The 22,995-nt window shown below is 46.3% G+C and carries 26 protein-coding genes and 1 tRNA gene; 9 read left to right on the top strand and 18 right to left on the bottom strand.

What is annotated here, in order from left to right:
• Nucleotides 1–76: 76 nt before the first annotated feature.
• The 3 genes from RH949_RS13490 to iscB form a co-directional block, all read right to left on the bottom strand.
• Entirely contained in the window at nucleotides 77–1,519 is a 1,443-nt protein-coding gene (locus RH949_RS13490) for a DUF4335 domain-containing protein (RefSeq protein ID WP_446353750.1), read from the bottom strand.
• A 63-nt stretch (nucleotides 1,520–1,582) separates the two neighbouring features.
• Nucleotides 1,583–2,209: a DUF3038 domain-containing protein gene (locus RH949_RS13485; RefSeq protein ID WP_446353748.1), complete on the bottom strand. Its 627-nt coding sequence runs from the start codon at nucleotides 2,207–2,209 to the stop codon at nucleotides 1,583–1,585.
• A 44-nt stretch (nucleotides 2,210–2,253) separates the two neighbouring features.
• Nucleotides 2,254–3,591, bottom strand: a complete 1,338-nt coding sequence (gene iscB, locus RH949_RS13480; protein WP_044209413.1) for an RNA-guided endonuclease IscB — start codon at nucleotides 3,589–3,591, stop codon at nucleotides 2,254–2,256.
• A 621-nt stretch (nucleotides 3,592–4,212) separates the two neighbouring features.
• Here iscB and RH949_RS13475 point away from each other — a divergent pair.
• The 5 genes from RH949_RS13475 to RH949_RS13455 all read left to right on the top strand — a co-directional run bounded on the left by RH949_RS13475 (nucleotide 4,213) and on the right by RH949_RS13455 (nucleotide 8,852).
• A complete protein-coding gene (locus RH949_RS13475) occupies nucleotides 4,213–4,731 on the top strand; it encodes an adenine phosphoribosyltransferase (RefSeq protein WP_044209416.1) in 519 nt (172 codons plus the stop codon).
• Nucleotides 4,732–4,875: 144 nt separating this feature from the next.
• Nucleotides 4,876–5,940: an ABC transporter permease gene (locus RH949_RS13470; protein WP_446353746.1), complete on the top strand. Its 1,065-nt coding sequence runs from the start codon at nucleotides 4,876–4,878 to the stop codon at nucleotides 5,938–5,940.
• A 136-nt stretch (nucleotides 5,941–6,076) separates the two neighbouring features.
• A complete protein-coding gene (locus RH949_RS13465) occupies nucleotides 6,077–6,373 on the top strand; it encodes a hypothetical protein (RefSeq protein WP_006103659.1) in 297 nt (98 codons plus the stop codon).
• Between the two features lie 255 nt (nucleotides 6,374–6,628).
• Nucleotides 6,629–8,500, top strand: coding sequence for an alpha/beta hydrolase (locus RH949_RS13460; protein WP_446353744.1), 1,872 nt, complete (start codon nucleotides 6,629–6,631; stop codon nucleotides 8,498–8,500).
• A 279-nt stretch (nucleotides 8,501–8,779) separates the two neighbouring features.
• Nucleotides 8,780–8,852, top strand: a tRNA-Phe gene (locus RH949_RS13455).
• A 123-nt stretch (nucleotides 8,853–8,975) separates the two neighbouring features.
• Here the strand turns inward: RH949_RS13455 and RH949_RS13450 are convergent.
• The 6 genes from RH949_RS13450 to RH949_RS13425 form a co-directional block, all read right to left on the bottom strand.
• Complete coding sequence (locus tag RH949_RS13450; RefSeq protein WP_446353742.1) at nucleotides 8,976–9,197, bottom strand: hypothetical protein; 222 nt, start codon at nucleotides 9,195–9,197, stop codon at nucleotides 8,976–8,978.
• Between the two features lie 115 nt (nucleotides 9,198–9,312).
• Complete coding sequence (locus RH949_RS13445) at nucleotides 9,313–10,389, bottom strand: tyrosine-type recombinase/integrase (protein WP_446353740.1); 1,077 nt, start codon at nucleotides 10,387–10,389, stop codon at nucleotides 9,313–9,315.
• The gene (locus RH949_RS13440) at nucleotides 10,382–12,883 is read right to left on the bottom strand and encodes a DnaB-like helicase N-terminal domain-containing protein (RefSeq protein WP_446353738.1); all 2,502 of its coding nucleotides are present in this window, start codon (nucleotides 12,881–12,883) and stop codon (nucleotides 10,382–10,384) included. The genes RH949_RS13445 and RH949_RS13440 overlap by 8 nt, the downstream gene beginning before the upstream one ends.
• Nucleotides 12,884–13,038: 155 nt before the next feature.
• Entirely contained in the window at nucleotides 13,039–13,509 is a 471-nt protein-coding gene (locus RH949_RS13435) for a hypothetical protein (RefSeq protein ID WP_446353736.1), read from the bottom strand.
• Nucleotides 13,510–14,110: 601 nt separating this feature from the next.
• Nucleotides 14,111–14,530 carry a hypothetical protein gene (locus RH949_RS13430; protein ID WP_446353734.1) on the bottom strand — a complete coding sequence of 140 codons (420 nt, stop codon included), beginning with the start codon at nucleotides 14,528–14,530 and terminating at the stop codon, nucleotides 14,111–14,113.
• A gap of 11 nt (nucleotides 14,531–14,541) precedes the next feature.
• Nucleotides 14,542–14,736, bottom strand: a complete 195-nt coding sequence (locus RH949_RS13425; RefSeq protein ID WP_446353732.1) for a hypothetical protein — start codon at nucleotides 14,734–14,736, stop codon at nucleotides 14,542–14,544.
• Between the two features lie 346 nt (nucleotides 14,737–15,082).
• Here RH949_RS13425 and RH949_RS13420 point away from each other — a divergent pair, with 346 nt between their 5' ends.
• The 3 genes from RH949_RS13420 to RH949_RS13410 all read left to right on the top strand — a co-directional run bounded on the left by RH949_RS13420 (nucleotide 15,083) and on the right by RH949_RS13410 (nucleotide 15,945).
• A complete protein-coding gene (locus RH949_RS13420) occupies nucleotides 15,083–15,373 on the top strand; it encodes a hypothetical protein (protein ID WP_446353730.1) in 291 nt (96 codons plus the stop codon).
• A 59-nt stretch (nucleotides 15,374–15,432) separates the two neighbouring features.
• The gene (locus RH949_RS13415; protein ID WP_446353728.1) at nucleotides 15,433–15,711 is read left to right on the top strand and encodes a hypothetical protein; all 279 of its coding nucleotides are present in this window, start codon (nucleotides 15,433–15,435) and stop codon (nucleotides 15,709–15,711) included.
• Between the two features lie 72 nt (nucleotides 15,712–15,783).
• Nucleotides 15,784–15,945, top strand: a complete 162-nt coding sequence (locus tag RH949_RS13410; protein ID WP_446353726.1) for a hypothetical protein — start codon at nucleotides 15,784–15,786, stop codon at nucleotides 15,943–15,945.
• A gap of 185 nt (nucleotides 15,946–16,130) precedes the next feature.
• On the opposite strand, the gene RH949_RS13405 is transcribed toward RH949_RS13410, so the two are convergent.
• The 9 genes from RH949_RS13405 to RH949_RS13365 all read right to left on the bottom strand — a co-directional run bounded on the left by RH949_RS13405 (nucleotide 16,131) and on the right by RH949_RS13365 (nucleotide 22,258).
• Nucleotides 16,131–16,907, bottom strand: a complete 777-nt coding sequence (locus RH949_RS13405; RefSeq protein ID WP_446353724.1) for a hypothetical protein — start codon at nucleotides 16,905–16,907, stop codon at nucleotides 16,131–16,133.
• Nucleotides 16,904–17,200, bottom strand: a complete 297-nt coding sequence (locus tag RH949_RS13400) for a hypothetical protein (protein WP_446353722.1) — start codon at nucleotides 17,198–17,200, stop codon at nucleotides 16,904–16,906. Before RH949_RS13400 ends, RH949_RS13405 begins: the two co-directional genes overlap by 4 nt.
• A 5-nt stretch (nucleotides 17,201–17,205) precedes the next feature.
• Nucleotides 17,206–17,883 (bottom strand): hypothetical protein, encoded by a 678-nt coding sequence (locus RH949_RS13395; protein WP_446353720.1) that lies wholly within the window; start codon nucleotides 17,881–17,883, stop codon nucleotides 17,206–17,208.
• The gene (locus tag RH949_RS13390) at nucleotides 17,880–18,248 is read right to left on the bottom strand and encodes a hypothetical protein (RefSeq protein ID WP_446353718.1); all 369 of its coding nucleotides are present in this window, start codon (nucleotides 18,246–18,248) and stop codon (nucleotides 17,880–17,882) included. Before RH949_RS13390 ends, RH949_RS13395 begins: the two co-directional genes overlap by 4 nt.
• 43 nt (nucleotides 18,249–18,291) lie before the next feature.
• Nucleotides 18,292–18,792 carry a hypothetical protein gene (locus tag RH949_RS13385; protein ID WP_446353716.1) on the bottom strand — a complete coding sequence of 167 codons (501 nt, stop codon included), beginning with the start codon at nucleotides 18,790–18,792 and terminating at the stop codon, nucleotides 18,292–18,294.
• An 88-nt stretch (nucleotides 18,793–18,880) separates the two neighbouring features.
• Entirely contained in the window at nucleotides 18,881–19,510 is a 630-nt protein-coding gene (locus RH949_RS13380) for a hypothetical protein (protein ID WP_446353714.1), read from the bottom strand.
• Nucleotides 19,507–21,156 carry a collagen-like triple helix repeat-containing protein gene (locus RH949_RS13375; protein WP_446353712.1) on the bottom strand — a complete coding sequence of 550 codons (1,650 nt, stop codon included), beginning with the start codon at nucleotides 21,154–21,156 and terminating at the stop codon, nucleotides 19,507–19,509. The genes RH949_RS13380 and RH949_RS13375 overlap by 4 nt, the downstream gene beginning before the upstream one ends.
• A 2-nt stretch (nucleotides 21,157–21,158) precedes the next feature.
• Nucleotides 21,159–21,488 (bottom strand): hypothetical protein, encoded by a 330-nt coding sequence (locus tag RH949_RS13370; protein WP_446353710.1) that lies wholly within the window; start codon nucleotides 21,486–21,488, stop codon nucleotides 21,159–21,161.
• A 2-nt stretch (nucleotides 21,489–21,490) separates the two neighbouring features.
• Nucleotides 21,491–22,258, bottom strand: a complete 768-nt coding sequence (locus tag RH949_RS13365) for a hypothetical protein (RefSeq protein WP_446353708.1) — start codon at nucleotides 22,256–22,258, stop codon at nucleotides 21,491–21,493.
• Between the two features lie 237 nt (nucleotides 22,259–22,495).
• Between RH949_RS13365 and RH949_RS13360 the strand changes: the two genes are divergently transcribed.
• Nucleotides 22,496–22,831, top strand: a complete 336-nt coding sequence (locus tag RH949_RS13360) for a hypothetical protein (protein WP_044209327.1) — start codon at nucleotides 22,496–22,498, stop codon at nucleotides 22,829–22,831.
• Nucleotides 22,832–22,995: the final 164 nt, after the last annotated feature.

Genomic DNA, 22,995 nt, shown 5'->3' with positions numbered 1-22,995 from the left:
GAAAATTCTTCCCCATCTCCCCCTGTTCCTGATAACTGATAACTGCTCACTGATAACTGATAACTCCCTCATCTCATCAGAATCCCCGTAAGGGACTAACTTCCAGCACACCATTCGGCTTAAACACCACCTGAAACTGAGCTAAGGGTTGGTCAGGAACAAATCCGGTTTCCCCACTGCCAATACCAGCCGCTTCTGGGTCAGCTAATTCTGCCAACGGTGTTTCCGCTACATAATCCCAAGCGGGTTGATTGGTTGGTTCGTAGTCCGCGATCGTGCCATCGTCAGTGACAGCCACTCGGTAATTTAATGGTCTTCGTGATAACGGTGTTCCTTCCCACCGTTCGTCTAACGTGTTGTAGAGTTGATTATTTAACCGTCTCAGTGACGTCCGATCCGTGATTTCTGGTCCTAAACCAGGTTCTTCCTGATAGCCTTGCCAAGGACTGATTTGCAACACACCACCTGGGGTAAATACCACCCGGAATAAAGCAAAGGTTTCGCGAGTTGCTGTACCGCCTTCTGTCGGAATATAGCTCAACTCCGGTAAAGGCGTGTTTTCTGCACTATCAATAGGCGTATCCTCAATCGGCTTATAACCCAAAATATCTCCGTCTCCGCCAACCGTAACCTGATACTCTAAATTCTGACTTAACCCTTCCCGGTTATCCCATTTTTGATCAAGTTCTCTGTACAGATAACGCTTCAAATAACTCAACTCCGTTGGATTGGTAATCTCTCGACTGGAGGTTAATTCGTTTTCCAGTTCAGCCGCCGAAGGGGGACTTGAGGTGGGAGTTGGCGTCACCTGATCGGGGCTATCCGGGGTTGGGGAGGTTGTTTCCGTAACCTCCGACTCAGAGGCTGGCTTGGGCGGACGCACTTCTGGAACAGGAACCAAGAACAATGCCAACGCTGCGACAGCTAAACTCGTCACCCCGATCGCAGCAGGTGCGCTTCTTTGGGCGACGGATTTGTCAGCTTTGCGATACCGTCGGGAAATCGGTTGTAAGGGTACAGCCAGATCAGGCAAGGTGTGCTGATCCGCGAGGAACTGATCGATCGCCTCAACTAAATCAAATAGCTGTACCGTGGTTAAATCAAGCTGTACAGGATTTTTGCCATCTATCCCTCCCGCAGAAGTCCCGGATGCGCTATGGGAATCAGAGGGAACACCCGAAAGTGCCTCTGCAGGTTGCCCCACCCTTAAACGGTGCAAGTTTTTATCCGGAAGTGATTGTAAATGCACTAAAGGCGGTTTAGCGCCATCAAGTTGGGGGTGAGGGATATGACTCAAAAATTCTTGAGCATAGCGACTAACCGACTGAACTAAGCTCTCAAAAAAATCTCGTCCGCCGCTAATGGGTTGCGGCTGACCCATAAAACGGCATTCTGCGTTAACCAGAATCGTCATTAGGGGACGAGCATCGAGCTGATCTCCCCCTGCGGAGTTTGTATCACTTAATCCCTCTAGGATCAGCGTACAGTTGGGCAAACTGTACTGGCGTCGAATTGTCATCGTTTTTTCCTTATGGAATCCACTATTATAGCTACGGACGCTCTCAACTTTGGTTCGGATCGTTCATCCGACTTCTCCATCAAACAAACTGATCCAAAATCGCTGCATACCAGAGGTTCCTGTACAAAACAGCAACTGCGCTAACAGCGACAATGCTAGCTCATTTAACTTTTCATCGGTATTGTAGACAGAAACTTTTGCCCGTCGTGGGTTCATCCGGCTGCGGAAATGCGCCCGGAATCGCTCTAGATAAGAGGACAAGCGAAAATGTTGTTCGATGGGAACCTGCTTTTGATTCAGTTGTTCGTAAGCCAGAAGCAGTTGTCGGATCACAACCGTCATCCGGCGAGCCAGATAACTAGCTATAATCACTAATGCTTTGGCTTCTTCTAGATTCAGGGGACGGCGCGTGTGAGAGCGTCGCAAGGGATTAGTGCAGCGTAGACGCCAAAGAACCACCCGATTGTTAATAATGTCCTCAAGTTCTAGCTGTTTGGCTACCAGCAGCATCGCCTCAGAACCGCCCAGTTCCAGCGCTTCAATGGCAAGTAAAATCAGGTCAATCTGCTGCCGAGTTCGTGACGGACATCCCCGATCTGAGATATCTGGATCGAGTAAATTATCTAAAATGACGGGATGGGATGGAGCAGCAGGACTGTTTGTCGGCATTACGCTTACAGAAAGAATCATTGAAAATTGGGGTTGGTAAGGGAACGAATGGAAACCCCTGTCATTTATGTATGGGGAGGAATTCGTCCCCTTACATAAACAGCAGTCCGACAGGACTTCCGAGAGAAAGTGTATTGGTATCCATCCTTCCCTTGTACACGACTGCAATATTTGTGGCTAATGCCTTGGACTAAGCCATTGGGTGTTGCAATGTTGAAACTACCTGTAGTTCGTACAGCAATACGACCCATGTAAGTTCCTATCTTTTTGCCTTTAGTGACAATCGCTTTGACGATATCACCAGTCTGAAAACCATGAACAAATTTGCTCCTAGGGACATAACGTACAGGAAAGCCGTACTTGTCAGTGCGACACACCTTCCGAGTACCATGACCTGTAGCAGTGATGATTAGCGGCTTATCTATCAACACCTGTAATTTGTCTGGGGTTGATTGACCGACACAGGCAGCATCCAGCCAATGAGTTTTGGGTAACTCTTGACGGGTTCGGTTAAACTTTGTCCTACCACCAGTTCCGGTTTCTACAGGTAGACCTGTTTCAGACAAAGCCCGATACAGCGTCCATCGGGTTGAGTTAACTGCTGCTGCGTCCTTGAGGGGACACTTTCCTAGCGATAAAACCTTTTTAAGCAGGTCAGGCTTACGAGAAAGGAATTGTTCAATAGGCTTGTTTCCCTTTCTCTGATTGCACTTAACACAAGACAAAGTAAGATTGCTAACTCGGTTACTCCCTCCCTTAGATTTGGGATGAATATGTTCGACCTGCAGGGAGACACCTTCAATGCCACAGTAAACACATTGCCGCCCCCATTTGGTTAAGAGATATTGCCGCACCTCGTACCCAGCTAGTTCACCCTGTTGATACTCTATGCCAGATATTTCTGGGTTTTGTATTAGTTGAGTGTCAAAGTTAACCAACTCCATTGATATGGCGGTAATTGGGCAAAAACGTCTCAATCGATTAACCCATGTCAGAGTGGTGTCTACTCGATGCTGGAGACTAGGAGCCAGCCAACCATCGGCGCGATTACGATTGTTGAATCGGGGCTTACGATAACGGGTATGTCGATTCCGTCTCCCTCGCCGTAGGGCGCGGCGAGACTCTAGGGACTGTTTAATTGAGTAGCCGCGATGATTTAATTCGGCTGCCCAAATTATTGTGTTGTCCTTGAGGATAGAAATACCCGTTGTCCTGCTACCAGGATCTAACTTGAGTCGATACTCTTGTTGATTATCACAATCCTCCTCCACATTTTTGAGCATGATGGTAAATGGATAGCGTCGCAGTACGACGGCTTTTCCTTCTTTGAGAAACTTCCTTGCCCGTGCCGGATGACATGGGTTGAGAGGTTTTCTGTTTTTGTCTACAACTAGAACAAACATGAGTTGATTATCTCCTGTTTCCAGGGTAAAGTTTGCCTCGAAGTGGTTATTGGGCGGTACTTTATCCAACACACTGGCTTAACCCTTGTACACCTGTTTAATGCTGGATTTCGAGAGCTACAGGCTGGCACGCACCCGTAGGTCGGAACTTTAACGCTTCCCCATAACGGCTACCAGATTACTCTGGTCTTCTGGTCAGGTATGGGCTAAATTCCAAGCCCCCAGCTTGTAGCTGTGGGGTTCCTGACTGAATCTAAGTAGCGATTGTAGTTGAACTTGTCTTCTATACAGAAATAATTTCCAATTAAATTAGAGATTATGTGGAATACCTGACTTTTTTATCTCAGCATTTGTGCCGTTGACCAAAATTGAGCAATTGTCATCATTGAATGGTGGCTGGATTGGATCGCCGCCCAGAATTATGGGTATTGGCTAGACAGTGTCCGGAATAGCTTATCTCCTCATCGTTCAACCTCTGAACTTCTAGTGTACGATTTGGCTGGTAGCCAATGGCAACTCACTGACCCACCCTTTCCGATGCGATCATGGCACAATAACTCACAATCGGTCTCCTTCCTTGATTCAATTGTTAAACCCTTTGCTCAAGAAGCTTATCTACCTATGGATTTAAAGTCGCTGATTCGGGATATCCCCGATTTTCCCAAACCTGGAATCGTATTTCGGGATATCACCCCCCTGCTGCGCCACCCAGAGGGACTACGCTACACTGTTGACCTCCTGGCTCAAACCTGTAAACAGGCGGGACTCACGCCAGATTATGTTGTCGGTATCGAATCCCGTGGCTTTATTTTTGGTCCTCCCCTCGCCTATCAACTCGGCGCTGGGTTTATCCCTGTGCGTAAACCGGGTAAACTCCCATCTGCTGTGCATACCATTGAGTATGAACTCGAATATGGTATGGATTGCTTAGAAGTTCATCAAGATGCCTTTGATTCCGGTTGTCGTATTCTGATTGCCGATGATTTAATCGCCACCGGAGGTACCGCCGCCGCTACTGCCAAGCTGGTGCAAAAAATTGGCTGTGAACTGGTGGGCTTTAGTTTTATCATCGAACTAAGGGATTTACAGGGGCGTCAGAAGTTGCCTGATGCGCCGATTGTTACCTTGGTTGAGTATTAGACCTTGGTGATTGGGTAAGCTGTTCGGCATTTAAACCTTAATATCAATAAGGGCGAAATCCTTGTAGTGCGAGCATCTTGCTCGCTACCCATTCCCAATTTAAATGCATGACAGCTTATCTTCTTTAGTTAAGACAAAGGACGAATGACTTCTTCAACACAGGATTCTTCAACTCGTCAGGGCTTAAATGAGGCGTGGACGGGGTTTCTACGGATTGTCACCAGTGAGACGTTTCTCTACATCGTCAAACGTCTCCTGCAAGCCTTATTAACCTTATTTCTGGCATCTGCCCTCAGTTTTGCCATCATTCAATTGTCACCAGGCAATTACTTGGACACCCTGCGGCAAAATCCCAAGATTTCCCCGGAACGAATTGAGGAACTCCGACAGCAATTTGGCTTGGATCAACCTGCCTACAAGCAATATTGGCGCTGGCTGGTGCGAGTGGTGACTCAAGGAGATTTTGGTGAGAGTTTTGTTTATTTTCGTTCCGTATCGTCTCTACTCTGGGAACGTATCCCTGCCACCTTACTGCTTGCCATTTCCTCGATTATCGTCACTTGGGCGATCGCAATTCCGCTAGGAATTATTGCCGCTGTCAAGCAAAGCCGCTTTACCGATCGCGCTTTACAGGTGATTAGTTATACCGGTCAGGGTTTTCCCAGCTTTATCACTGCCTTAGTGCTGCTAATTATCGCCCAATACACCTCACCGCTGTTTCCTGTGGGTGGCATGACCAGTATTAATCATGCCGATTTGTCACCCATTGGTAAAGTCCTGGATATTGGATGGCACATGATTTTACCAACCCTTGCCCTCTCGATCACCAGTTTTGCCGGACTTCAACGAATTACACGCGGGGCAATGTTGGATGTTTTGCGGCAAGATTATATCCAAACAGCCCGTGCCAAGGGACTTCCAGAAAATCGGGTCATCTATGTCCATGCCTTACGGAATGCCATTAATCCCCTAATCACCATCCTGGGTTTTGAATTTGCTAGTTTGTTAAGTGGTGCGTTTATTGCTGAATTTTTCTTTAATTGGCCCGGTTTAGGGCGATTGACATTACAAGCGGTCACGGCTAAAGATACCTATCTGGTGATGGCAGCCTTGATGATGGCGGCGGTGATGCTGATTGTCGGTAACTTACTGGCTGATTTGCTGCTCAAATTTGTTGACCCGCGCATTCGCCTAGAAAATCTCAAATAATTCATTTAGGGGTAGGTTTAGGGGCGAGTTTAGCCCCATCTGGGTAGAGAAAAACAGGATAGTCGTGAAACCCGCCCCTACAGAAGAAATGACGAATGACAAATGACATAAGACGAATGACCAATGACCAATCAAAATGTTTAGCCAAATCTATTACTTAATTCTTTCCAGAGTTGACGGTCGCTATCTCGTCGCCCAGCCTAATGCTAGGGATCGTGAGATGGGGGCAGGTTACTTATTGATGTTTCGCGAACGGTTTGAAGCCCTCAGCTATCTGAATAGCCATGCGGCTGATCTAAGCGATCGCTTTGCCGTTGAGTCGGTTTCCGGAACCCAGTTAAAAGGATTACTCCAACGCTGGGGATTTCATGGGGTCGGGATTGTACAAGACCCTTTGATTCCCAAAATAGAGTTTCTATCTTATGGGGGGTGACATCAATGTCTTACCTCTAAGGATAAGTATTCTTCCCCGAGTCTAAAAATAAATTAAGTCAAGATTACGCCAAAATCCTATCTTTAGATGAACTAGAAGACTGATGCTATTCGTTCACAATGAATGAAGATAGGATTGCTCAACCCGTACCCTGTATGTATTTCTTTGCGGTAGCAATAACCATGTCAGGGAAACTTATATAGACGGTGTTGGGTCGCTTTAATGGGAACTCTATGTCTTTTTTCATACACCCCAATGACGTTTCAAGTGAATCGATTTGATCGCAAGGACTCTCGGCGTACTCAATCTAGAAAAGGAGTGAAGTCCAGAGGGCTAATCCAAAAACTTAAACACCACATTTTTTTATTCGGCGTAGCCCTTTCTTGGGGAATCGCCACTCCCCTGAATGCGGCGGAACGAGTCACCCTGCAATTAGGACCGTTTCAGCAATCGGTGGAAATCGCGGATCTAGAAGAATGGGCGCAGACGGGTCAGCTACCGCCAACTCTCACACCCTACCGTTCCTTACTCACCCCCCAAGTTCAGCAGGTACTCAACAGACGCCTGCAACTCGACCCCAATCTGGCTGAGAAATTTATCAATGATTTGCTGCTGTCCACCGATGGCGCCCGCTTACTGGATCAAATTGGTAGGGTACTCCCGGATAGCAGTCTTGATCAGTTAAAAGCAGCTCTATTTTTAGCGGCACGCCAAGCCAATGGATTGTCGGTGCTAAGTTTTTTAAGAGCTTACCCCGAAGAGACCGTCACGATCAATGCCTCATCCGCGATCGCGATTGTGCTGCAAATGAATCTGCCTTACTTACAATCTCAAGTGGTTAATCCGATCCTGGAACAGGAACTCACTATGGCGGATACCCCAGAGTTTACGGCTGACTTTGACCCAACGGTGACCGGTTATCAATATGTCCGGGAACGTACCCTGAGGCTACGTGATCGCGATCGCGATCGGGCTATTCCCGTGGATGTTTACTGGGTGGGCAATACGTCAGGACCTTTGGTTGTCCTCTCCCACGGCTTTGGCTCTGACCGCAAATTTTTAACCTACTTAGCGCGTCATCTCGCGTCTAATGGTTTAACTGTTGTGGCAATAGAACATCCCGGCAGTAATTTTAGCTGGCTCAGTGGGGTTTCTCTCAGGAGTAACATTGGAGAGGTGTTACCCCCATCGGAGTTTATCGACCGTCCTCAGGATGTTAGCTTTGTTTTGGATCGGCTGGCGAAAATTAATCGAGGCTATGGATCGTTACGGGGCAAATTGAATACGGAGCAAGTTACCGTTATCGGTCATTCCCTAGGCGGCTACACCGCTTTAGCCTTAGCCGGAGGACAACTTGACCTAGAGGAATTACGAGAGTTTTGTCAACAGCGTAGTCCTCTAGAACGCTCACCCGCTGACTGGTTTCAATGTTCTGCCACAGACTTACAGGAAGACAATGTACAGTTACGCGATCAGCGGGTGGTTCAGGTAATGGCGCTCAACGCCGTTACTGGACATTTATTTGGCAGTTCGGGTCTAGCGGAGGTAAAAATTCCCACCTTGCTCTTAACGGGAACCAATGACGCGATTACCCCCTCTCTGGAACACCAACTTCGCGCCTTTGATCAGTTAGGTGGACTCAAGTATCTGCTGGTGGCGCTAGGGGGGACTCATTTAAGTGTCACCGATCGCGCAACTCTCAATGAAGCTGTAACCAGCAGTACCTTGGTGCCGGAACTAACGGATAAAGATGCAGAACCCCTGCGTCGGCTATTTCGAGGCGTGAGTTTAGCCTTCATTAAACAGCTAACGCCTGAAGCCCAACGTTATCAACCCTTTTTGACACCAGCTTACGCCCAATCGCTTTCCACTCCCAGCTTATCCTTACGCCTGAGTACTCAACTCCCACCCAGCTTAACCACTTGGTTCCAAGTGTTAAGTGTGAGTAACCAGAAGATTGCCATCCGTTTCCCTACCCTCAATCAAGATGCGATCGGGAAGATTTTTTCACCCTTTGCCAACTCTTCCCAGGTTATGACCCAGACTGATTGCTGCACAGGACAACTCAACCAGATTTTTACGAATTTTATGAATACCTATAATCGGCGTTTAACGGGAATCAGTTAGTTAGGACACATCATTTATGTAGAGACGCGCCATGGCGCGTCTGGAACAATGGTGCCGAAAGTCCTAATCGATGTGTCTACTGCTGTACCTGGACTAGCGCTCTAGGAGATTTCAGATATGGGTAAATCGAGTTGCTTAACGTAAGCCATTAGTATATAATCAAGGTTTGGCAAATATTAAACGACCCAACAAGAGGTAGACTAAATCACATTTATTGCTGATCAGGCTTGCCAAAATCTTGTTAAGTTTGCTACCTTAGTTAAGCGCAAGGGATAACAAGCCGGGATAGCTCAGTCGGTAGAGCAGGGGACTGAAAATCCCCGTGTCGGCGGTTCAAGTCCGCCTCCTGGCATCAATATACCACACCAAAAAGCGCTACGCGGCAAGAACGTAGCGCTTTTTGGTATTTGTGTACTATTGGTAATTTTTGAGATATTTTCAGGAGTTTTTACTAAAAATGGATATGGTTTGGATATTATTTATCCTCTGGGTCGGCTTCCATATCCCATTGCCTAGCTAGATCCAATAACCTTAAAGCAAACTTTTCCGGTATCCTGATGGCGATCGTCTTACCAGAATTCCATTTTGGTTTTCGTCCCTGCCCGTTTCCAGCTCCAGCAGTTTTCGGAGTAATTTTCTGGAAATTCCCGCTTATTCTTCTATTTGCTACAATAATCAGTTGGGGAATGAAAATCACGCGGGTTCTCTTTATGAGTATTAAATTTGGAAAGCAGCTGATACCAAGACCCACCGTACAGACTAGTCAGGCTGTAGTTGCAAAAGTTGACTCGCCCCAACTTCTTTATCAATGCTCAGGGTTCTGGCACTGCGATCGCGCTTACAATTCCCGCGTAATGCTGCCAAATCGTTTTGGGCGAATTACCAACCCACGTTGCAACCTGTGCTACCGGAACACCCTCCTCTAAACAAAGGGTAATAAATGTAGCTCGGGTGCAATACTGCTTTCGATACCGAATAGGCAGTTTTCCTAGGACCGATCGCCATGCCCGATTCAAGAAGTTATGTGAGTCAATTGCCAGTCCGTTTTTAGAGCGAAAGATTAACCGCCGAATGTCTGGCGGGTCGGGCTGACGATCCTCCAGTAGAATTCGGATAGCTTGGTTAACTGGGAATCGCCGAGACTTGTGGGTTTTGGTATCTTTCCGAATGCCGTTAACCAGCGCCTCATTAAAAATTATAAATTTCAGATTTTGATCAATATGTCGCCACTGAAGTCCCACAGCTTCGCTGGTTCGACACCCGGTCCAAAATAGAAATCTCACAAAATCAGTGTAATGTCTGTAGTACACACTTTCATTAAATCCCCTAATTATCAAATCCCGTTCTTCTCGGGTGAATGGGTCGGGGATGGAGGGGAAGACTTGACTTTTTGGAAGCTGCTTAAACGGATTAACTTCGATTAAGCCTTCCTCCATTGCCCAGTTACACGCGGCTCGAAGTTGACATAAAATTCGTCGTGCGCTTCCCGGTGTATAGTTGTTCGCTAACCACTTCTCGATCTTTTTCGACTCCGAAATGAGAACCGGACAAGCTTCTAGCCGCCTAGTAACACGAGCAAAATCCGTATTGATAGTGGTTAGACTTACTATCAAGCTTCGTCGGTCAACATACGCCTGCCAAATATCCATCAGGGGAATTTTATTGACTGGGCGCTGGTAGGGGGATTTGTACCGCTCAAGCGTTGGATCGAATCTCTCCATTGTGATGTCGGCTTCAATCTGCCCAGCCTTGGCGGATGCTATTTTTCGGTTTCGGGCATTGTCGGCAAGCCCTAATGATAAATATCTTGTGGGGCAGAATCGGGGAAGCCGCAGCCGCAGCCGCCCCTTGAGCTGTTCTACCACCACGGTTCCCTTTGGGTTACGCATCGACGATCACCTCAAAGTCTTGGGGGGCAATTGGTTTCGTCGGGGGTTCGCCATATCTTTTGCGAATACCCCGTCCAGGGAAACCATCCCAATTGACATACCATTTTCCGTTCTTACACCGACTGGAGAGTGTTCCGGTCCATTCTTTTAGTTGAATCCTCATCCCAACGCGCAACCGAGCCAAAATTTTCAACCTTAAAACTTCCAACTCTTCAGGGGTTGCAGCTCGGGTTTTGGGTATCCCAACACTATTGGGGAAGGAAATTTCGACTTGGCGAGGGCGAAAGCTTTTCCTAGTAACAATCCCTGTTGTACCTAGTTCGCCGTTGCGACCCGTTCGACAAACCCGATCGCCCACCTCCAGTCGGTCAAATATTGAGTCAAGTTCATCGGCATCGATGGCGCCGGAGATCGCGTCAGCGGAAACCATTTCCCCAGTGCCATCAATGCCGTTTTTCCCGCTGGTGTTTTTGATGATCGCATCAACCCGCGATCGCACTTCCTTAACTTGATCTGGTAACCAGCCCAACTCCTTGGTATAAGCCTCTATTAATGGCTCGGTGTATTCCGTAATTCCTGTATCAAGAAAACCCTCAATCTTGCGGATGCAGTCGTTCATGTGTTCCGTGATCAGACCTGGATCACCAGGCGGATCACCAGGCGGATCACTCGACTCTGGTGGCTGCAATACCTGTGGGCTGGTCGTTTCGTCTGTTGGCGATCGTTCAAGTGATCCAGGATCACTTGTTTCGGGGGTAATTTCTTTTTTACCACCCCCCCCATTTAGTGATCCTGGATCACTCATTCCTGAAAACCCCTCAGTGTCTGGATTTGGCGAGTGATCCGGTGAGTGATCCGGGTCTGATCCACTCCCCCCCGGATCGCTGGGCGGATCAGGCTCAAACCAAGATAAAAAATATTGCATTCGGCGGTTCTGCCCTTCGCAGGAAGAAATAATCCCATCTTTGGCGAGGCGTCCAGCGGCGCGGCGAATGGCCCCCAGGCTTCCCCCTACTTCATGGGAAATTTCGGCACATTCATACCGAATATTCCGGCGAACTGATAAAAACCGAACAATCCGATCTTTTAGGGGGAGATCGATATCCTCTCTCTTGTATTCCCCGCGCCAGTGCCAATTCAGTCGCGGATGCCCGTTTGCATCATATTCCTCCACAAACTCCAGGGCGTATCGGGTCGGGCGCCGCATCCTAGCCTTTTGAAATTCCAGAATCCGATGAGGACTGTCTGGCTGTGGATGGTCTGGGTCATGACTTAATTTGAGGACTATCGAGCTGGCTGCTTCTAAGGCGCTAGTCCCGCGAACATTCCCTTCCCTACTGGAATGATGAAGTAAGAATATACAACAATTATATTCCTGGGCTAGCTTGCGTAAAACCATCAGGGGCTTGGCGTATTCAACATCGTTTTCGCTAATTAAGCCAGTGGAAACACTTGTGAGGGAATCTATTAGAATTACCCCATCCCGAAAACGGGGTAAGTCCTCAACCAGTGCAGGGATATTGTCAATGCTCCATCTCATTTTAAATTCAATGTTCTCATTTCCAGAGAACCCGGTCTGACGGAGAGAATTTATCATCTCCGATCGAAGTTCGTCTGTTTGGACAAAAAGCACTTTCCGGGTTGGGGAAGTAACCGGAAAATCTTCCCATGCGATTCCGGTTGCTATTGATAAAGCCCAACTATTAAAGAGTCGGGTTTTCCCTGTGCCGCCAGGGGCATGGAGGAGAACCAGCCCTGGTAGCGGAGCAAAACCGTGTAACGCCCATTCGACAACCGCCTCTTTTTCTGCCTCTATCTCCTGCCAAGTCTGGCATGGAGCATCCTGGGATTGAATTAACGACCGATACCAGATACCCTCCAAAGCTTGAACGGATGTACTATACTTGGAGGCAAGGCACTGAAGTTCCCATTGCCGAAACCCTGGATCTTTTATTTTCAGCTCAATTGCTTCCACCTCCGCTATTAACTTTTGGTAGCGGAGGTAACTTTTTTCTCGATCTGAACTTTTGAGGTGAAGGATCTTCTCTAGCTTTCGTCTCGCGATGTCTGCTACGGTATCCAGTGGGTTGAACTTATCCGCAGCTAATTGAGCAAGTTCCCAGCCGTCCGACATCAACAGTCGGCGCTGATAGCAGTCAACCACCAACTCTGCATATCTGTCGATGTTGACTGCCGATACCGTGCGTTCAATTAACTGTGCTATTTTGCTCTGACCCCCCACCTTGTCTAACCGTTTGTGGTCATGCAGCCACGAGGTCACAGCCATGAAGTCCGTAGTTTGCCCTTCCTGGTAGAGCTTATTGGCTGCTCGGTAGATCTCCTGATGTGCGCCAACGTAAAAAGCTTCAGGCGATAGTAAATCAGCTACTCGATCCATTGCTCCAGGATCGAGCATGATTCCGCCTAAGATCGCTTCCTCTGCATCAAGGTTGTGTGGTGCAAGGAAATTTAGTCCATTTGTACTAGCTGTCATGTAAAAGCCCTCCTGTGTAAATTTGCGGTGAAGTGCGATCGCGATCGCACACAGAAGGGGGTCTGAGGTGGTATGTTAATAATCTCATTTTTGTTTGGAGTAACCAAGCCGATTTAGTGGATCGGCTTAGTTACTTTTCTAATTGAACAAATTAATTATCCCTCATCAAGCTGAGTTGGGGAATCTCCCATGGCTATCCCCGCTTTATCGATAAGCTCCTGGGCTTTTGCCAGCCAGTTTGATATTGCGGCATCCCCTTGGTCTGTGACAGATTCCTGATCTGCTAAGATTTTTTTGAGGTGCTTAGACTCAAAAATAATCCGTTGGAGAATTTCCCAGACTGGTTCGTAGTCCCAGCTCGGGTCAGGGGAAATGGTGTCTCGGTGTTCTAATCCATGTATGTCTTCTCCCGGGGGTTCAAATACGACTACAACGCGCACACCTGTTACAAATCGGCTAAGGGTTTGTTTGTGGTTTTCCGCATCTGCGCGGGTTGAGTACCGAGCAACCTCATAACTTTTAAGATCGACGTAGTTGTAGACAACCCATGGCTTAGGCACCTCTCGACCCGCCTTTACCTTGGCTTGCTGTCTCTCTTTCATCTTCAGCCATTCAGTGTGTGTCATTGGTTTTCTGGTAGTAAGTTACGCGATCGCAAAAACTAGCAGCGACCGTACACGATAAATCGATCGCTAGATCCGGACTGATGCCTTGAGGCAGAAATAACTTGAGAAGCTCCAAGGCAATGTACTCATGTTTCGTTAGCTGCATTATCTGTCGGGGACGGGAAAAAAAAGACTGGCAACCAACTTGATGGGGGTGATATTGCATCAGGCTGCCTACCTATAGTATGAATTCGATGCCAGCGTGATAATTGTGAGTCAAAATATCCCACACTCACGCTCTTATTAGATTCCTGCAACAAGCAAACACATCTTGGGACTGGACGACAACCGTGCTGGTCTATTTCAAACCACTCCGACTGCAATAAATCAGACGGAGACGCCCATTGTAGCTGCCTTGCGCTAGGAAGATTCCAGATAGGGAATTGACGGGTTAAGGCTGCACAGGTTTTATCCGCGATCTTGATCGACTGGTCAATAAGGTCGTCAATGTTGTCTTCTAGCTTGTCTTCAATAGTGACATTAAAGTTAAAGTCACTAATAAGCTGCTGAAGCATTAAACCCGTAAGCCACTCCCTAGTTGTTAGATTGCCTATTTGATGATTCATTTCTCCTGATTTGGGTATGGGGGAATGTGCAGCCAATGAGCCGGCTCTACGTCAAATTCATAGTCGTCAGCAGAGAAGAAACCACCTGCAAGCCCATAACCAATCTGCAACATATTTTCAATCTTTGCTGCATCTGGGAAGAAGAAAACAACAAGCTTTCCTTCTGGTGGTGGGGTGGTCATGGAGAACCATCGCGGCTGGTCATCAGCAAAAATGTTCTCAATTTTGCATTGATGGAGTAGCAGTGGTTGATTGCTTATCGGGGTTTTACCCGATGCGGCATCCACCTCCAGTCGAGCAAAGATACGATCGCACACATCGATCGAACGGTCGATCATGGCGTCAACCTCGGTCGATTCATATTCCTTGGCGACGTGACAAAGCTGGGGTAGCTGCATAGAGACAAGTTGCAGCACGCCCTGTACTCTCATTCTGTCCATGTCTGTTCCTCGTTGTATTCCGCTTCAATTTTGCTTAGTAGGCGTTCCGTAGCATACAAAGCCAGTTCTACCAATTCATCAATCCTTTCGGATTTTGGCTTATGACTTAGGCGATTCAGCTCCAATAGCTGCGGGGCTAACAGTATGGCAGCACACTGTAACCGCATCTGCGGGGTAAACATCTTCATCCTCTGTGTAAATTTTCACGAAAACACTGTATTCAGAACCACCCACTTATTCCCTCGCTTTTTCTTCTAACCCATGCAGGTTGGCATAGGGGGAGGGGTTTGGCTCTCATCTCGCCGGCGCGGGTTGGCGCTGGGGGAGCTGGTGGGAGTGGATGCCCCGTTACATTACGCAGTTAGTCGGGGTATCCATCACTAACGATACACGCATTCCCGTAATTGTGTCAATATTGGGAGCTATGCGGGATATATTTTATTTTTTACCCGTCTGCACGGCTTTGAAGCAAATTTGTACCAAAATTGGAGCAAAATGAACACAAAAGGTGATACTAGGCTGATAATTATGCCACGACGAGATGACCGACTAGCCCTTCCTTCACTAGGAGAATGGTATGATGACCTGCTAGCGCTGGATGCTTGGATTAATAATCGCTCAAAACCCCAACAGGGACACAGCCTGCTTTGCTCAAAATTACAGGAGCGAGAAGCTCGGATAAATGAACGAATTGAATATCTGGCAATTAAGCGTGGACTTACCCCGCAGGAAATGCGAATGCAAATCCTGGCTGGTAAAGCCCAAAGAATGGCAGTTGAAGACTTAGCAGACAATGAAGAAGATGATAGGGTTAGCTAGCCTTATCCAGTAGTTTTATAAAAGCCCCCCTTAGTGGGGCTTTTAGGTAGAAAAACAACATGGGTTTCACCATCCTAGCAATCATAATAATCTTGGCTCTGTGGGCTTACCGCCGTTACCGCCACAGTTACCAACCCCTTACTGAATTTCAAAAATTGGCGCTGCCCCGACGCGAACCAACTCCCCAGGTGAAAACCAAGTTGATCAATTTAGTTGGTAGCCTGGATGAAGCTGAACGCCAGGTCGCTCGTGCCAGGTTCGCAGATCCGGGTCGGTCTGAGGCGTGGTACTGGTGGAAAGCCATCCAGAATTTAACGGAAAAACCAGATGAAATGTAGCCGCGAAGTCTGTAAGGGCTGACAAAAAAATAACCCCAGCAAAGGGGGTCACTTCAGAATATTCCATTGACAATGAATACAATTGTATTGGTGATTTACAATAAATCAAACCCGGCGATCGCGTCTCAAGTCTGCGATCGCCTTCTCCTGGCACCATCGGAGCGATCGCTTGGGGTTGCTCCGTTTCACTCCCGCCACCAACCGCCGCGCCGTTTTGGAATTTCCAGTCAGTAGCTCCAGCTCTTGTTGTAACCGCTGGTCAAGTTGAACTATGCGACGCCGGGACGGCGAACGGTAGCCTGGGCGCTTCTGCCTCTGAATTTCCACGATTAAGTAGACCAGCAAAATACTTCCAAGCAGCAAGCACCCACTGACAAACAGGGTAATCATAAAATTAATAGAACTCTTATCCTATTAATTCACAGATTAAACAGCGCTAAAACCACACCCGCGATTGCGCCAACCACACCCACCACCTTTAACGGGTTTTCCAGTATCCAGTTCCACAGCTCTCTAAAGATAAAGCGAGTCATAGAACGAATCAGCAAAATACCCATTTGATTTTTAAAAACCACAAGTTCTTGGGTCTGTTCTGCTTTTAACTGGTTTAGGGACAGCTGGATCTGACCGAGCTGTTCTTCCAGCCAGTCCAATCGTTTGTCCCATCCTGGGTCTTTGGGTCCCCCAAATAGACAATCATTTAAGGCACTCAGCTTTGCCAAGGTTTCAGTCTGCTTATCTTGCATGGCGGATAGTCTTTCCTCCAGGCGGGCAGATCTGTCGCTGATGTTAAACAGCTCATAGCTAGTTCCTGTTCGCTTGGCAATCAACTGCTTCAGCAGCTCTAATAGCTCAGTTGAATCAGAATCCGACTTCTTGAAAAGCTTACCGCCACAATCACGCGCCGCTCGCAAAACTTGAGAATCTTCTTTGTCATGAACCACTAATAATTCACAATCCAGCTTGTAAAATTTCAGCATCGAACTTAGCTGACTAAGTTTGCCTGATGGATTTTGGTAGGGCAAGCCAAAAACCACTAAAGCTACATTACGCTGCCTTAGATAAGATTCCGAATCATCAAGCGAACAAATGATAGGGTCAATGTCCTCTGAACGATAGAGAGACTTAATTTGCATTGCCCATTTATACGAAGCTTTTACATCTTCTGCTATTAGCAAAATTATCCACTTGTTCATATTAATTTGTGCTTCAATACAGCTAGACGCTTAGCTTCACCAAAAAACCTGTAAACAAGGTCATCTTCAATGCGCTTGTTAAAACCTTCACTTCCTAAAAGCATGGCATAAATAGAGAGGGTGAAGGAATCAATGCTTTCTCCGTCTAAAATACTCCATGCTCTTGCAGCAATTTCCTTGGCGTTTTCAGATTGACTTGCTACTTGGTGGATGTTTAGCTGTCTATGTCCAATTCCTCCAGCTGTCCCCAAAAGAGCCGCAGTAACAATATTCGTAAATTCTTCTTTGTTCATGGGTTTTATGTTCTGAAGATGCAATCAATGGGAAAGCTAGTTGTGCCAAACCAATATTTAAGGTTTCCCAGTGTGTCAATGCTTAACTTTGGTGGATTTGACTCTGTTTTCCCCCAATATACTATTTCTTGAGAAGGTCTGTATTCAGTGGGTAGCACCAGTATAGTTTCTTGGTATCCCGGCGAGTTGACCGAGGATATTTGCCCAACAAGTTCGATAAAGTTTCCGTTTTTCTGAAGATATGGTGAATTTCCGCTATAATTCCAATTTTGGCTTAATGCCAAAGTTATTTCTTCTCCGCCTGGTATTGCGCCTAAATCTAAATATTCTAACTTAACAAACCAGGGTTTATCTTCCTTCCTATCTCGATTGCGACAAATACGTTTAATCTCAAATCCTATTTTTATGTCAAGCCCCAATTCAGGGGGGACATTAAATTCAACAAGCTTATTTCCAGTCTGCGGATAAATACGCTGTGCAAACATATTTATCCGACTGGTTTTGTTTAGATAAAAAGGGCGAAGCCAAGCGCTACTTTTAACCTTTTCTAGCCTTGAGGCGCTAGGCGTTAACCGATAGATTCCCCCGCCAACGCTTTGAGTAGGAAAGCTCACCCATTTATCGTAATGGTTTAAATAAAGCTTTCCTATTGCAACCCAACTGCCAAAAGCGTCAACTATCATTCAACGGGATAAGTTATACCATCACTTGTTGTAAAAAAAAGGGGTCGATTTTTCTTAGCTTTTTTCAAGAATTCCTGTGTTTTAGGAATTGTCATTCCATTTGGCAAAGGAATTTGTCTTGTTTTTGGAGATCCCTTTTTGGTTTTAAATTGAGGTCCCATTGGAACAGTTATGGCATTTGCTCCAGAAGTTGACCCACGTTTAGTGACTATCCTGCCATTTTTCCCTTTAGATTGAGGGATTTTTTTCTCTGGCGTAAAGCCAAAATGATCTCCAGTAGATCTGAGCATATAGCTGTAAATCGCCTTGCCATTTTTTCCTTTCCCGACAAAGTAAATTGATCTAGGCCCTTTTTTCTCCGCCATTTATGTTACCTCACAGTTTCATCAAAAGTTAACGCTGCAAGTTTTACAGGTAATCAACAGCAGCAGTGGTAACACTTCCTGCTGCTGCAATTACCTGTGTAACTGGCAAGTTGACATCTACAGTTGCAATTTCAGCGTCATAGTCAACTGTAATCGAAATGTTATTGGGGAGTCCATCGACTTGCACAACCTCCTCTGACTCTTGTAAGGTCAAAGCCATTTCCCAAAAGGCAGCGGGGACAGTGTTGTTTGATAAAGTCCCGCTTGTCCCTGGGTCAAAAGTTGCATCGACTCCCAGGCTGGTAAAGTAATTTCTTGCGGCTAGCTGGCTTTGTCCTCCAGACAGAGTTGTTGTAATGGGTATTGTTGCTGAAATTGTTGTAGTAGTTCCAGTATGGTCGGTTGTAATGGTGATATTTCCCGGTCTAGTATCAACAGGGACTAATAATTCTTTTGATACAAGATTTTGGGCAATTTCCAGCATTGCGGCTGGTTCAGTTGTAGCGGTCATTTCTCCGCCACCAGATACGAAAGTAGAAGCCATAGGTCAAGCAAAACAGTACAGATATACTGTAACCTGATTTTTTAAGTAACTACTGGGTGTCAGCGCCGCGAACCCCAGGGGTTCGCGATTAAAAATAAAGCCGCCAATCTGGTGTACTGTTAATTGGTCCTTTGCTATAAAAATCTGCCCTAACAGGCTTCATGTCAGCTACAATATAATTCGCATTAACTTTTGTATGGCGAATGTCATTATTTCTAAAGCGAGAGTTGACAAATCTCAAAAAATATTTAACAACTTTTTCGGCTTCTAATTCACTAAAAGCATTACAAGAAACTCGAGAATTATCATTTAAGATAACATAAGCCATGCGAGTTCCTTTCTTAAATTCAGGAGGATTAAAGCTTTTGCTGCCGTTGTAATTCGGAATATAAAGTGGGTAGTTCCCACTTTTCCGATTGTTTTTCATGCGATAAACAACACACAGTTGGGGATTGTCTGGCATGGGCTTGGTACTCCATGCCCAAGGGTTTGTTCCGACGGCTTCCTCGCGTTGCAGTCCAAGCCTAAAATAAATTTGTTTGTTAAGTATTTCTAATGCGCTGTCTTTATCGTCAATTAAAAGACCAGTCTTAAGAGCCGTTCGCCCAGTATCGCGGCGGCTATCACTTTTAATATCGCGAAAGTGACTACGGACTGCGCGATTATGCCCAACCTTGATTAGTTTTTTGGTAAAATTCCAGGAATTATAATTTATCATGATGCTGGCTGTTCGTCCTCTTCACTTGGCTCTGGTGTCGATTTGACAACACTATTTTCTATCAAATCCTGATGTTTCGCCGTTTTTTTCAAGTCCTCGACGCTATCGTCGAATTCCTTGATACCCTTTCTCAACTCTCCTACTTCTGTAACAATATTGTAAACGTCTCCTGTCACTCCATTAAGAGCAGATGCAGCATCGTCTAAAGACTCTAAGCCATCAGCCATTTTTTGAATACGGTTACGCCCTACGCTTGCCGCGTTAACATGGGGACTCATCAAGTCATAAGAATCTGGCGGAACTACGCCGCTTTTTATGTGAGAATTTCGCAGCTCAATCAACAATTCAGCATTAAATTCTGCTATTCGCCGACTACTATCAGCAATAGAAGTTAGGCTGCTAACAACATTTGCACTAGCCCGATAAACTCGATTAGAAGCCTTTGCTTTAGCCGACAAATCCCTATAAGCCTCTGCCCCCAAAACATCAATCAATAGATTTCTAACCGACTTTCCTAAAACTTCCTGAATATTAATAGGATTTCCGTCGTCATCCTTGAACCCAATAGAAGCCAACCCCAGGGAAGCCGTATCAGCCGAAATATCGCCAATGCCAACAACCAGATTAGAGACGGTTATTACCGTATTAATGTAAGTCAAGATGTTTATTAGCTGAGGGAGTTTAAGCCAATTAGCTAATCTCCCCATTTTTCCGCTAATTCCACCATTTGGAATTTGAGAGCCTAATTTGGTGTTAATTGTCCCTAGTACCGCAAAGTCAACAGCGTTAAAAGCTGTATTTAATGTGTTTAAGTTAGCGCCATTTTGATTGATTCCTTGCTGCAAAGGATTTATCATCTGAGGCATGCATCCACCTGGCTTGGTTGTGCGGCAAACGCCACTAGCCACCCCTTGCTTAAAAAGTTCGCCACTCGGGCTGTTTCTGTTTATTAATGCAGGAATAGGAGGGACATAACTGGTATCTTTTTTGATTTGCTGTAACAAATTTTCTATTCTTCGTTGTCTGGCTTCGTCCACGTCTTTTCCGTCCTTACCCTTTTGTCCAGGTTGTCCTCTTAATCCCTGAGATCCCGGCTCCCCTTTTTGACCCGGCTTACCTGCAAGACCTGGTTCCCCTTTCGGTCCAGGCTTCAACGCTCTAGTTAAAGCGTTTTGGGCTGTTGCCAGAGCTTTTTGTGCTGTCGCCTTGATTGGTGTGATTATTGAATATAATCGCGATATGGCGGAATCTAATGAGTTAACACGCCGCTCTAAGGCATCAATTCGACTCCCTAAAATCTTCAGGGCCGCAATAGAAGCAATTAAGCCAGCGATCGCCGCTGCCAAGCCAGCAACTTTCGCCACCACTCCAGCGATCTTAGCCAAGGCACTGGAAGCAGTAGCTTGAGCTGCTCCAGCCGCACTGCTAGCAGCAAAAGCTCGTTCCAGAGCCTGGACAGCTTTTGCGTTAACTGGGTTAACTTGAGTCGCGATCATTCCCCCAACAAGCGGCAAGGTTATCGCTTTCCCCAAATTACCGCCTTCTTTAACGATCGAACCGCGATCGCTTTTGGGGATAAATTGATTAAGCTTGGCTTCCAAAGCTCTTAGTTCAGCCTTAGTCGCCAAAGATTCACAAGAACTCATAATTAAACGGCGATGTCATCAGGATCGGAAATGGTAACAGTCTCACTCGCAACATCTCTGAACAAGGAGGCAGTGAAAGCGTTTTCGGCTTGTTGCCTGTCTCCGCGAGTCGTCAAGCCAGAAGAAGGCTCTCCGATATAACAACCAATAGTAGGATCTACGCTCGACGAATCGGACATCAAAGAGCGACGCTTAAGCACAAGGGCTCCGATAATCTGAGAAGTTGTCGGAGTGGGTGTATCAATACCTACCTCTGCTAAAGTTATAGTTAAAATTCCACTAGAAATAGTCGAAGAATTGCCAAACTGTTCGGCTAAAGTTAAATCCGCCATGTTTACGTCAAAAAACTTTTAACAAGGTTTCCATTTCGATTGTAGCAGCACACTCGATTTGAGTGCCGACACTCGCAAGTGTCCGGGGGACATTGCTGCTCTTTTATTTGCCATTCTGGACAAGTTTCTTCGGTTAAACTGAATTTTTTTTGTCCATCGACCAAGATTGTAAATTCGCAATTTAGCTCACCTGGGCAATTACAGTCGCCAGCAGAGACGCGATTACTTCTGCGAGAAATTTCCTCGACTTCAACTATAGAATGGGGTTTTTCCTCAAGATATACCCAATCGCTACTCGGAATTCTATTCCCATCGGCAAAAACTCCAACAAGAGCTTTTTGGTCTGATACCGAACACTTAGAAGAAGACACTTCCTGAATTCCTCCAGGCGGCCAATAGCGCCAGTCTAATCCCATAAAAAGATTCCCATCAATCATGGGTGAAACTACTGTTCCTTCGTGTTGAAAATAAACGTGGCTGTAATATGAAGGACTTTCGCCGGCGGCAAAAGTCTCGTAATCCCATCCATTCGTTCCAGTTCCAAAAAATCGCCAACAAGCTGGTGCCTTTTTGAATGAACGGACTACTTGAAAGGTTGCCACAGCAGCACAAAAAAAAAGTTCATAAAGTCTATAGTCTGTTCCTGTACCATCTGCCCGATAGCATTTTATTGAAGCGGTGTTGACAGGCTTGGTTTCAACAAAAGGCTCACCACGAGCAAAGTAAACCTTCCAATCACCTTGGGGGTATCTGTACCAAACCTCTTTCATAGCTTTTTGACGTTGCTTGTACCTTGCGTATGACGTATAATAGCTATTAGGCTCACTATCTTACAAGGACTGAAAATCCCCGTGTCGGCGGTTCAAGTCCGCCTCCTGGCATTCCTAATAGCTGATTCTATTACTATATAGATTTGGGTAGAGCGTGAAACGGTTAATAGCCTAGAGTTAATCGATTTTGCATCTGTTTGATATTGAGCCGATCCGTTCCTTCCCCAATCCCAAAACATGGTAACCGTTGTTGTCATCTTCAATCTGCTGATATCGCTGTTAGGTTTTTATATAGCGTGGCGGATTTGGAGACTACGACGGGTGCTAGGGGCAGCAGCTGACATTGTAGCCAGGGCTGAACAAAGTACATATAGGGTTTTACATGGCGCTCCCCAAGCTATCTCTAAAGGGCAGATCGGTGTCCACGGCTTAAAAAAACGCTATCAACAGTTAGAGTTTCAGTTACAACGAGTACAGCGAGTCTTGATGGTGTTGGGCTTTATTCAAAAGACCTATCAGTCTAGGCGACGCCGTCGGGGAAAGCGATCGCCTGCCGAACGCTCCCAACTCTGAACCTTACCCGTTCCGGAGTATCCTTTTAGCTGAACGCCGGAAGCCTCACGCCATATTTGTACTCAAATTGGCGTGAGATGGATAGGCGGTCAATCGATGGGGTTCAACACCCCTGAGATTGACAACCTGCGTATCAACTCACGAATAACATCAGATTGGGTTCT

The organism is Coleofasciculus sp. A1-SPW-01, from assembly GCF_040217205.1.
GTDB classification, from domain to species: domain Bacteria; phylum Cyanobacteriota; class Cyanobacteriia; order Cyanobacteriales; family Coleofasciculaceae; genus Coleofasciculus; species Coleofasciculus chthonoplastes_A.
This window is presented reverse-complemented; position numbering and strand designations above follow the sequence as displayed.

Coding starts and splice junctions, on each gene's coding strand:
- RH949_RS13380 (WP_446353714.1), bottom strand. CDS start 19,510: ATGATAAATTATAATTCCTGGAATTTTACCAAAAAACTAATCAAGGTT.
- RH949_RS13400 (WP_446353722.1), bottom strand. CDS start 17,200: ATGAACAAAGAAGAATTTACGAATATTGTTACTGCGGCTCTTTTGGGG.
- RH949_RS13365 (WP_446353708.1), bottom strand. CDS start 22,258: ATGAAAGAGGTTTGGTACAGATACCCCCAAGGTGATTGGAAGGTTTAC.
- RH949_RS13370 (WP_446353710.1), bottom strand. CDS start 21,488: ATGGCGGATTTAACTTTAGCCGAACAGTTTGGCAATTCTTCGACTATT.
- RH949_RS13425 (WP_446353732.1), bottom strand. CDS start 14,736: ATGTTTACCCCGCAGATGCGGTTACAGTGTGCTGCCATACTGTTAGCC.
- RH949_RS13410 (WP_446353726.1), top strand. CDS start 15,784: ATGAATACAATTGTATTGGTGATTTACAATAAATCAAACCCGGCGATC.
- RH949_RS13415 (WP_446353728.1), top strand. CDS start 15,433: ATGGGTTTCACCATCCTAGCAATCATAATAATCTTGGCTCTGTGGGCT.
- RH949_RS13390 (WP_446353718.1), bottom strand. CDS start 18,248: ATGGCGGAGAAAAAAGGGCCTAGATCAATTTACTTTGTCGGGAAAGGA.
- RH949_RS13375 (WP_446353712.1), bottom strand. CDS start 21,156: ATGAGTTCTTGTGAATCTTTGGCGACTAAGGCTGAACTAAGAGCTTTG.
- RH949_RS13360 (WP_044209327.1), top strand. CDS start 22,496: ATGGTAACCGTTGTTGTCATCTTCAATCTGCTGATATCGCTGTTAGGT.
- RH949_RS13440 (WP_446353738.1), bottom strand. CDS start 12,883: ATGACAGCTAGTACAAATGGACTAAATTTCCTTGCACCACACAACCTT.
- RH949_RS13475 (WP_044209416.1), top strand. CDS start 4,213: ATGGATTTAAAGTCGCTGATTCGGGATATCCCCGATTTTCCCAAACCT.
- RH949_RS13435 (WP_446353736.1), bottom strand. CDS start 13,509: ATGACACACACTGAATGGCTGAAGATGAAAGAGAGACAGCAAGCCAAG.
- RH949_RS13465 (WP_006103659.1), top strand. CDS start 6,077: ATGTTTAGCCAAATCTATTACTTAATTCTTTCCAGAGTTGACGGTCGC.
- RH949_RS13470 (WP_446353746.1), top strand. CDS start 4,876: ATGACTTCTTCAACACAGGATTCTTCAACTCGTCAGGGCTTAAATGAG.
- RH949_RS13445 (WP_446353740.1), bottom strand. CDS start 10,389: ATGCGTAACCCAAAGGGAACCGTGGTGGTAGAACAGCTCAAGGGGCGG.
- RH949_RS13485 (WP_446353748.1), bottom strand. CDS start 2,209: ATGATTCTTTCTGTAAGCGTAATGCCGACAAACAGTCCTGCTGCTCCA.
- RH949_RS13490 (WP_446353750.1), bottom strand. CDS start 1,519: ATGACAATTCGACGCCAGTACAGTTTGCCCAACTGTACGCTGATCCTA.
- RH949_RS13385 (WP_446353716.1), bottom strand. CDS start 18,792: ATGGCTTCTACTTTCGTATCTGGTGGCGGAGAAATGACCGCTACAACT.
- RH949_RS13395 (WP_446353720.1), bottom strand. CDS start 17,883: ATGATAGTTGACGCTTTTGGCAGTTGGGTTGCAATAGGAAAGCTTTAT.
- RH949_RS13460 (WP_446353744.1), top strand. CDS start 6,629: ATGACGTTTCAAGTGAATCGATTTGATCGCAAGGACTCTCGGCGTACT.
- RH949_RS13420 (WP_446353730.1), top strand. CDS start 15,083: ATGCCACGACGAGATGACCGACTAGCCCTTCCTTCACTAGGAGAATGG.
- RH949_RS13405 (WP_446353724.1), bottom strand. CDS start 16,907: ATGAACAAGTGGATAATTTTGCTAATAGCAGAAGATGTAAAAGCTTCG.
- iscB (WP_044209413.1), bottom strand. CDS start 3,591: ATGTTTGTTCTAGTTGTAGACAAAAACAGAAAACCTCTCAACCCATGT.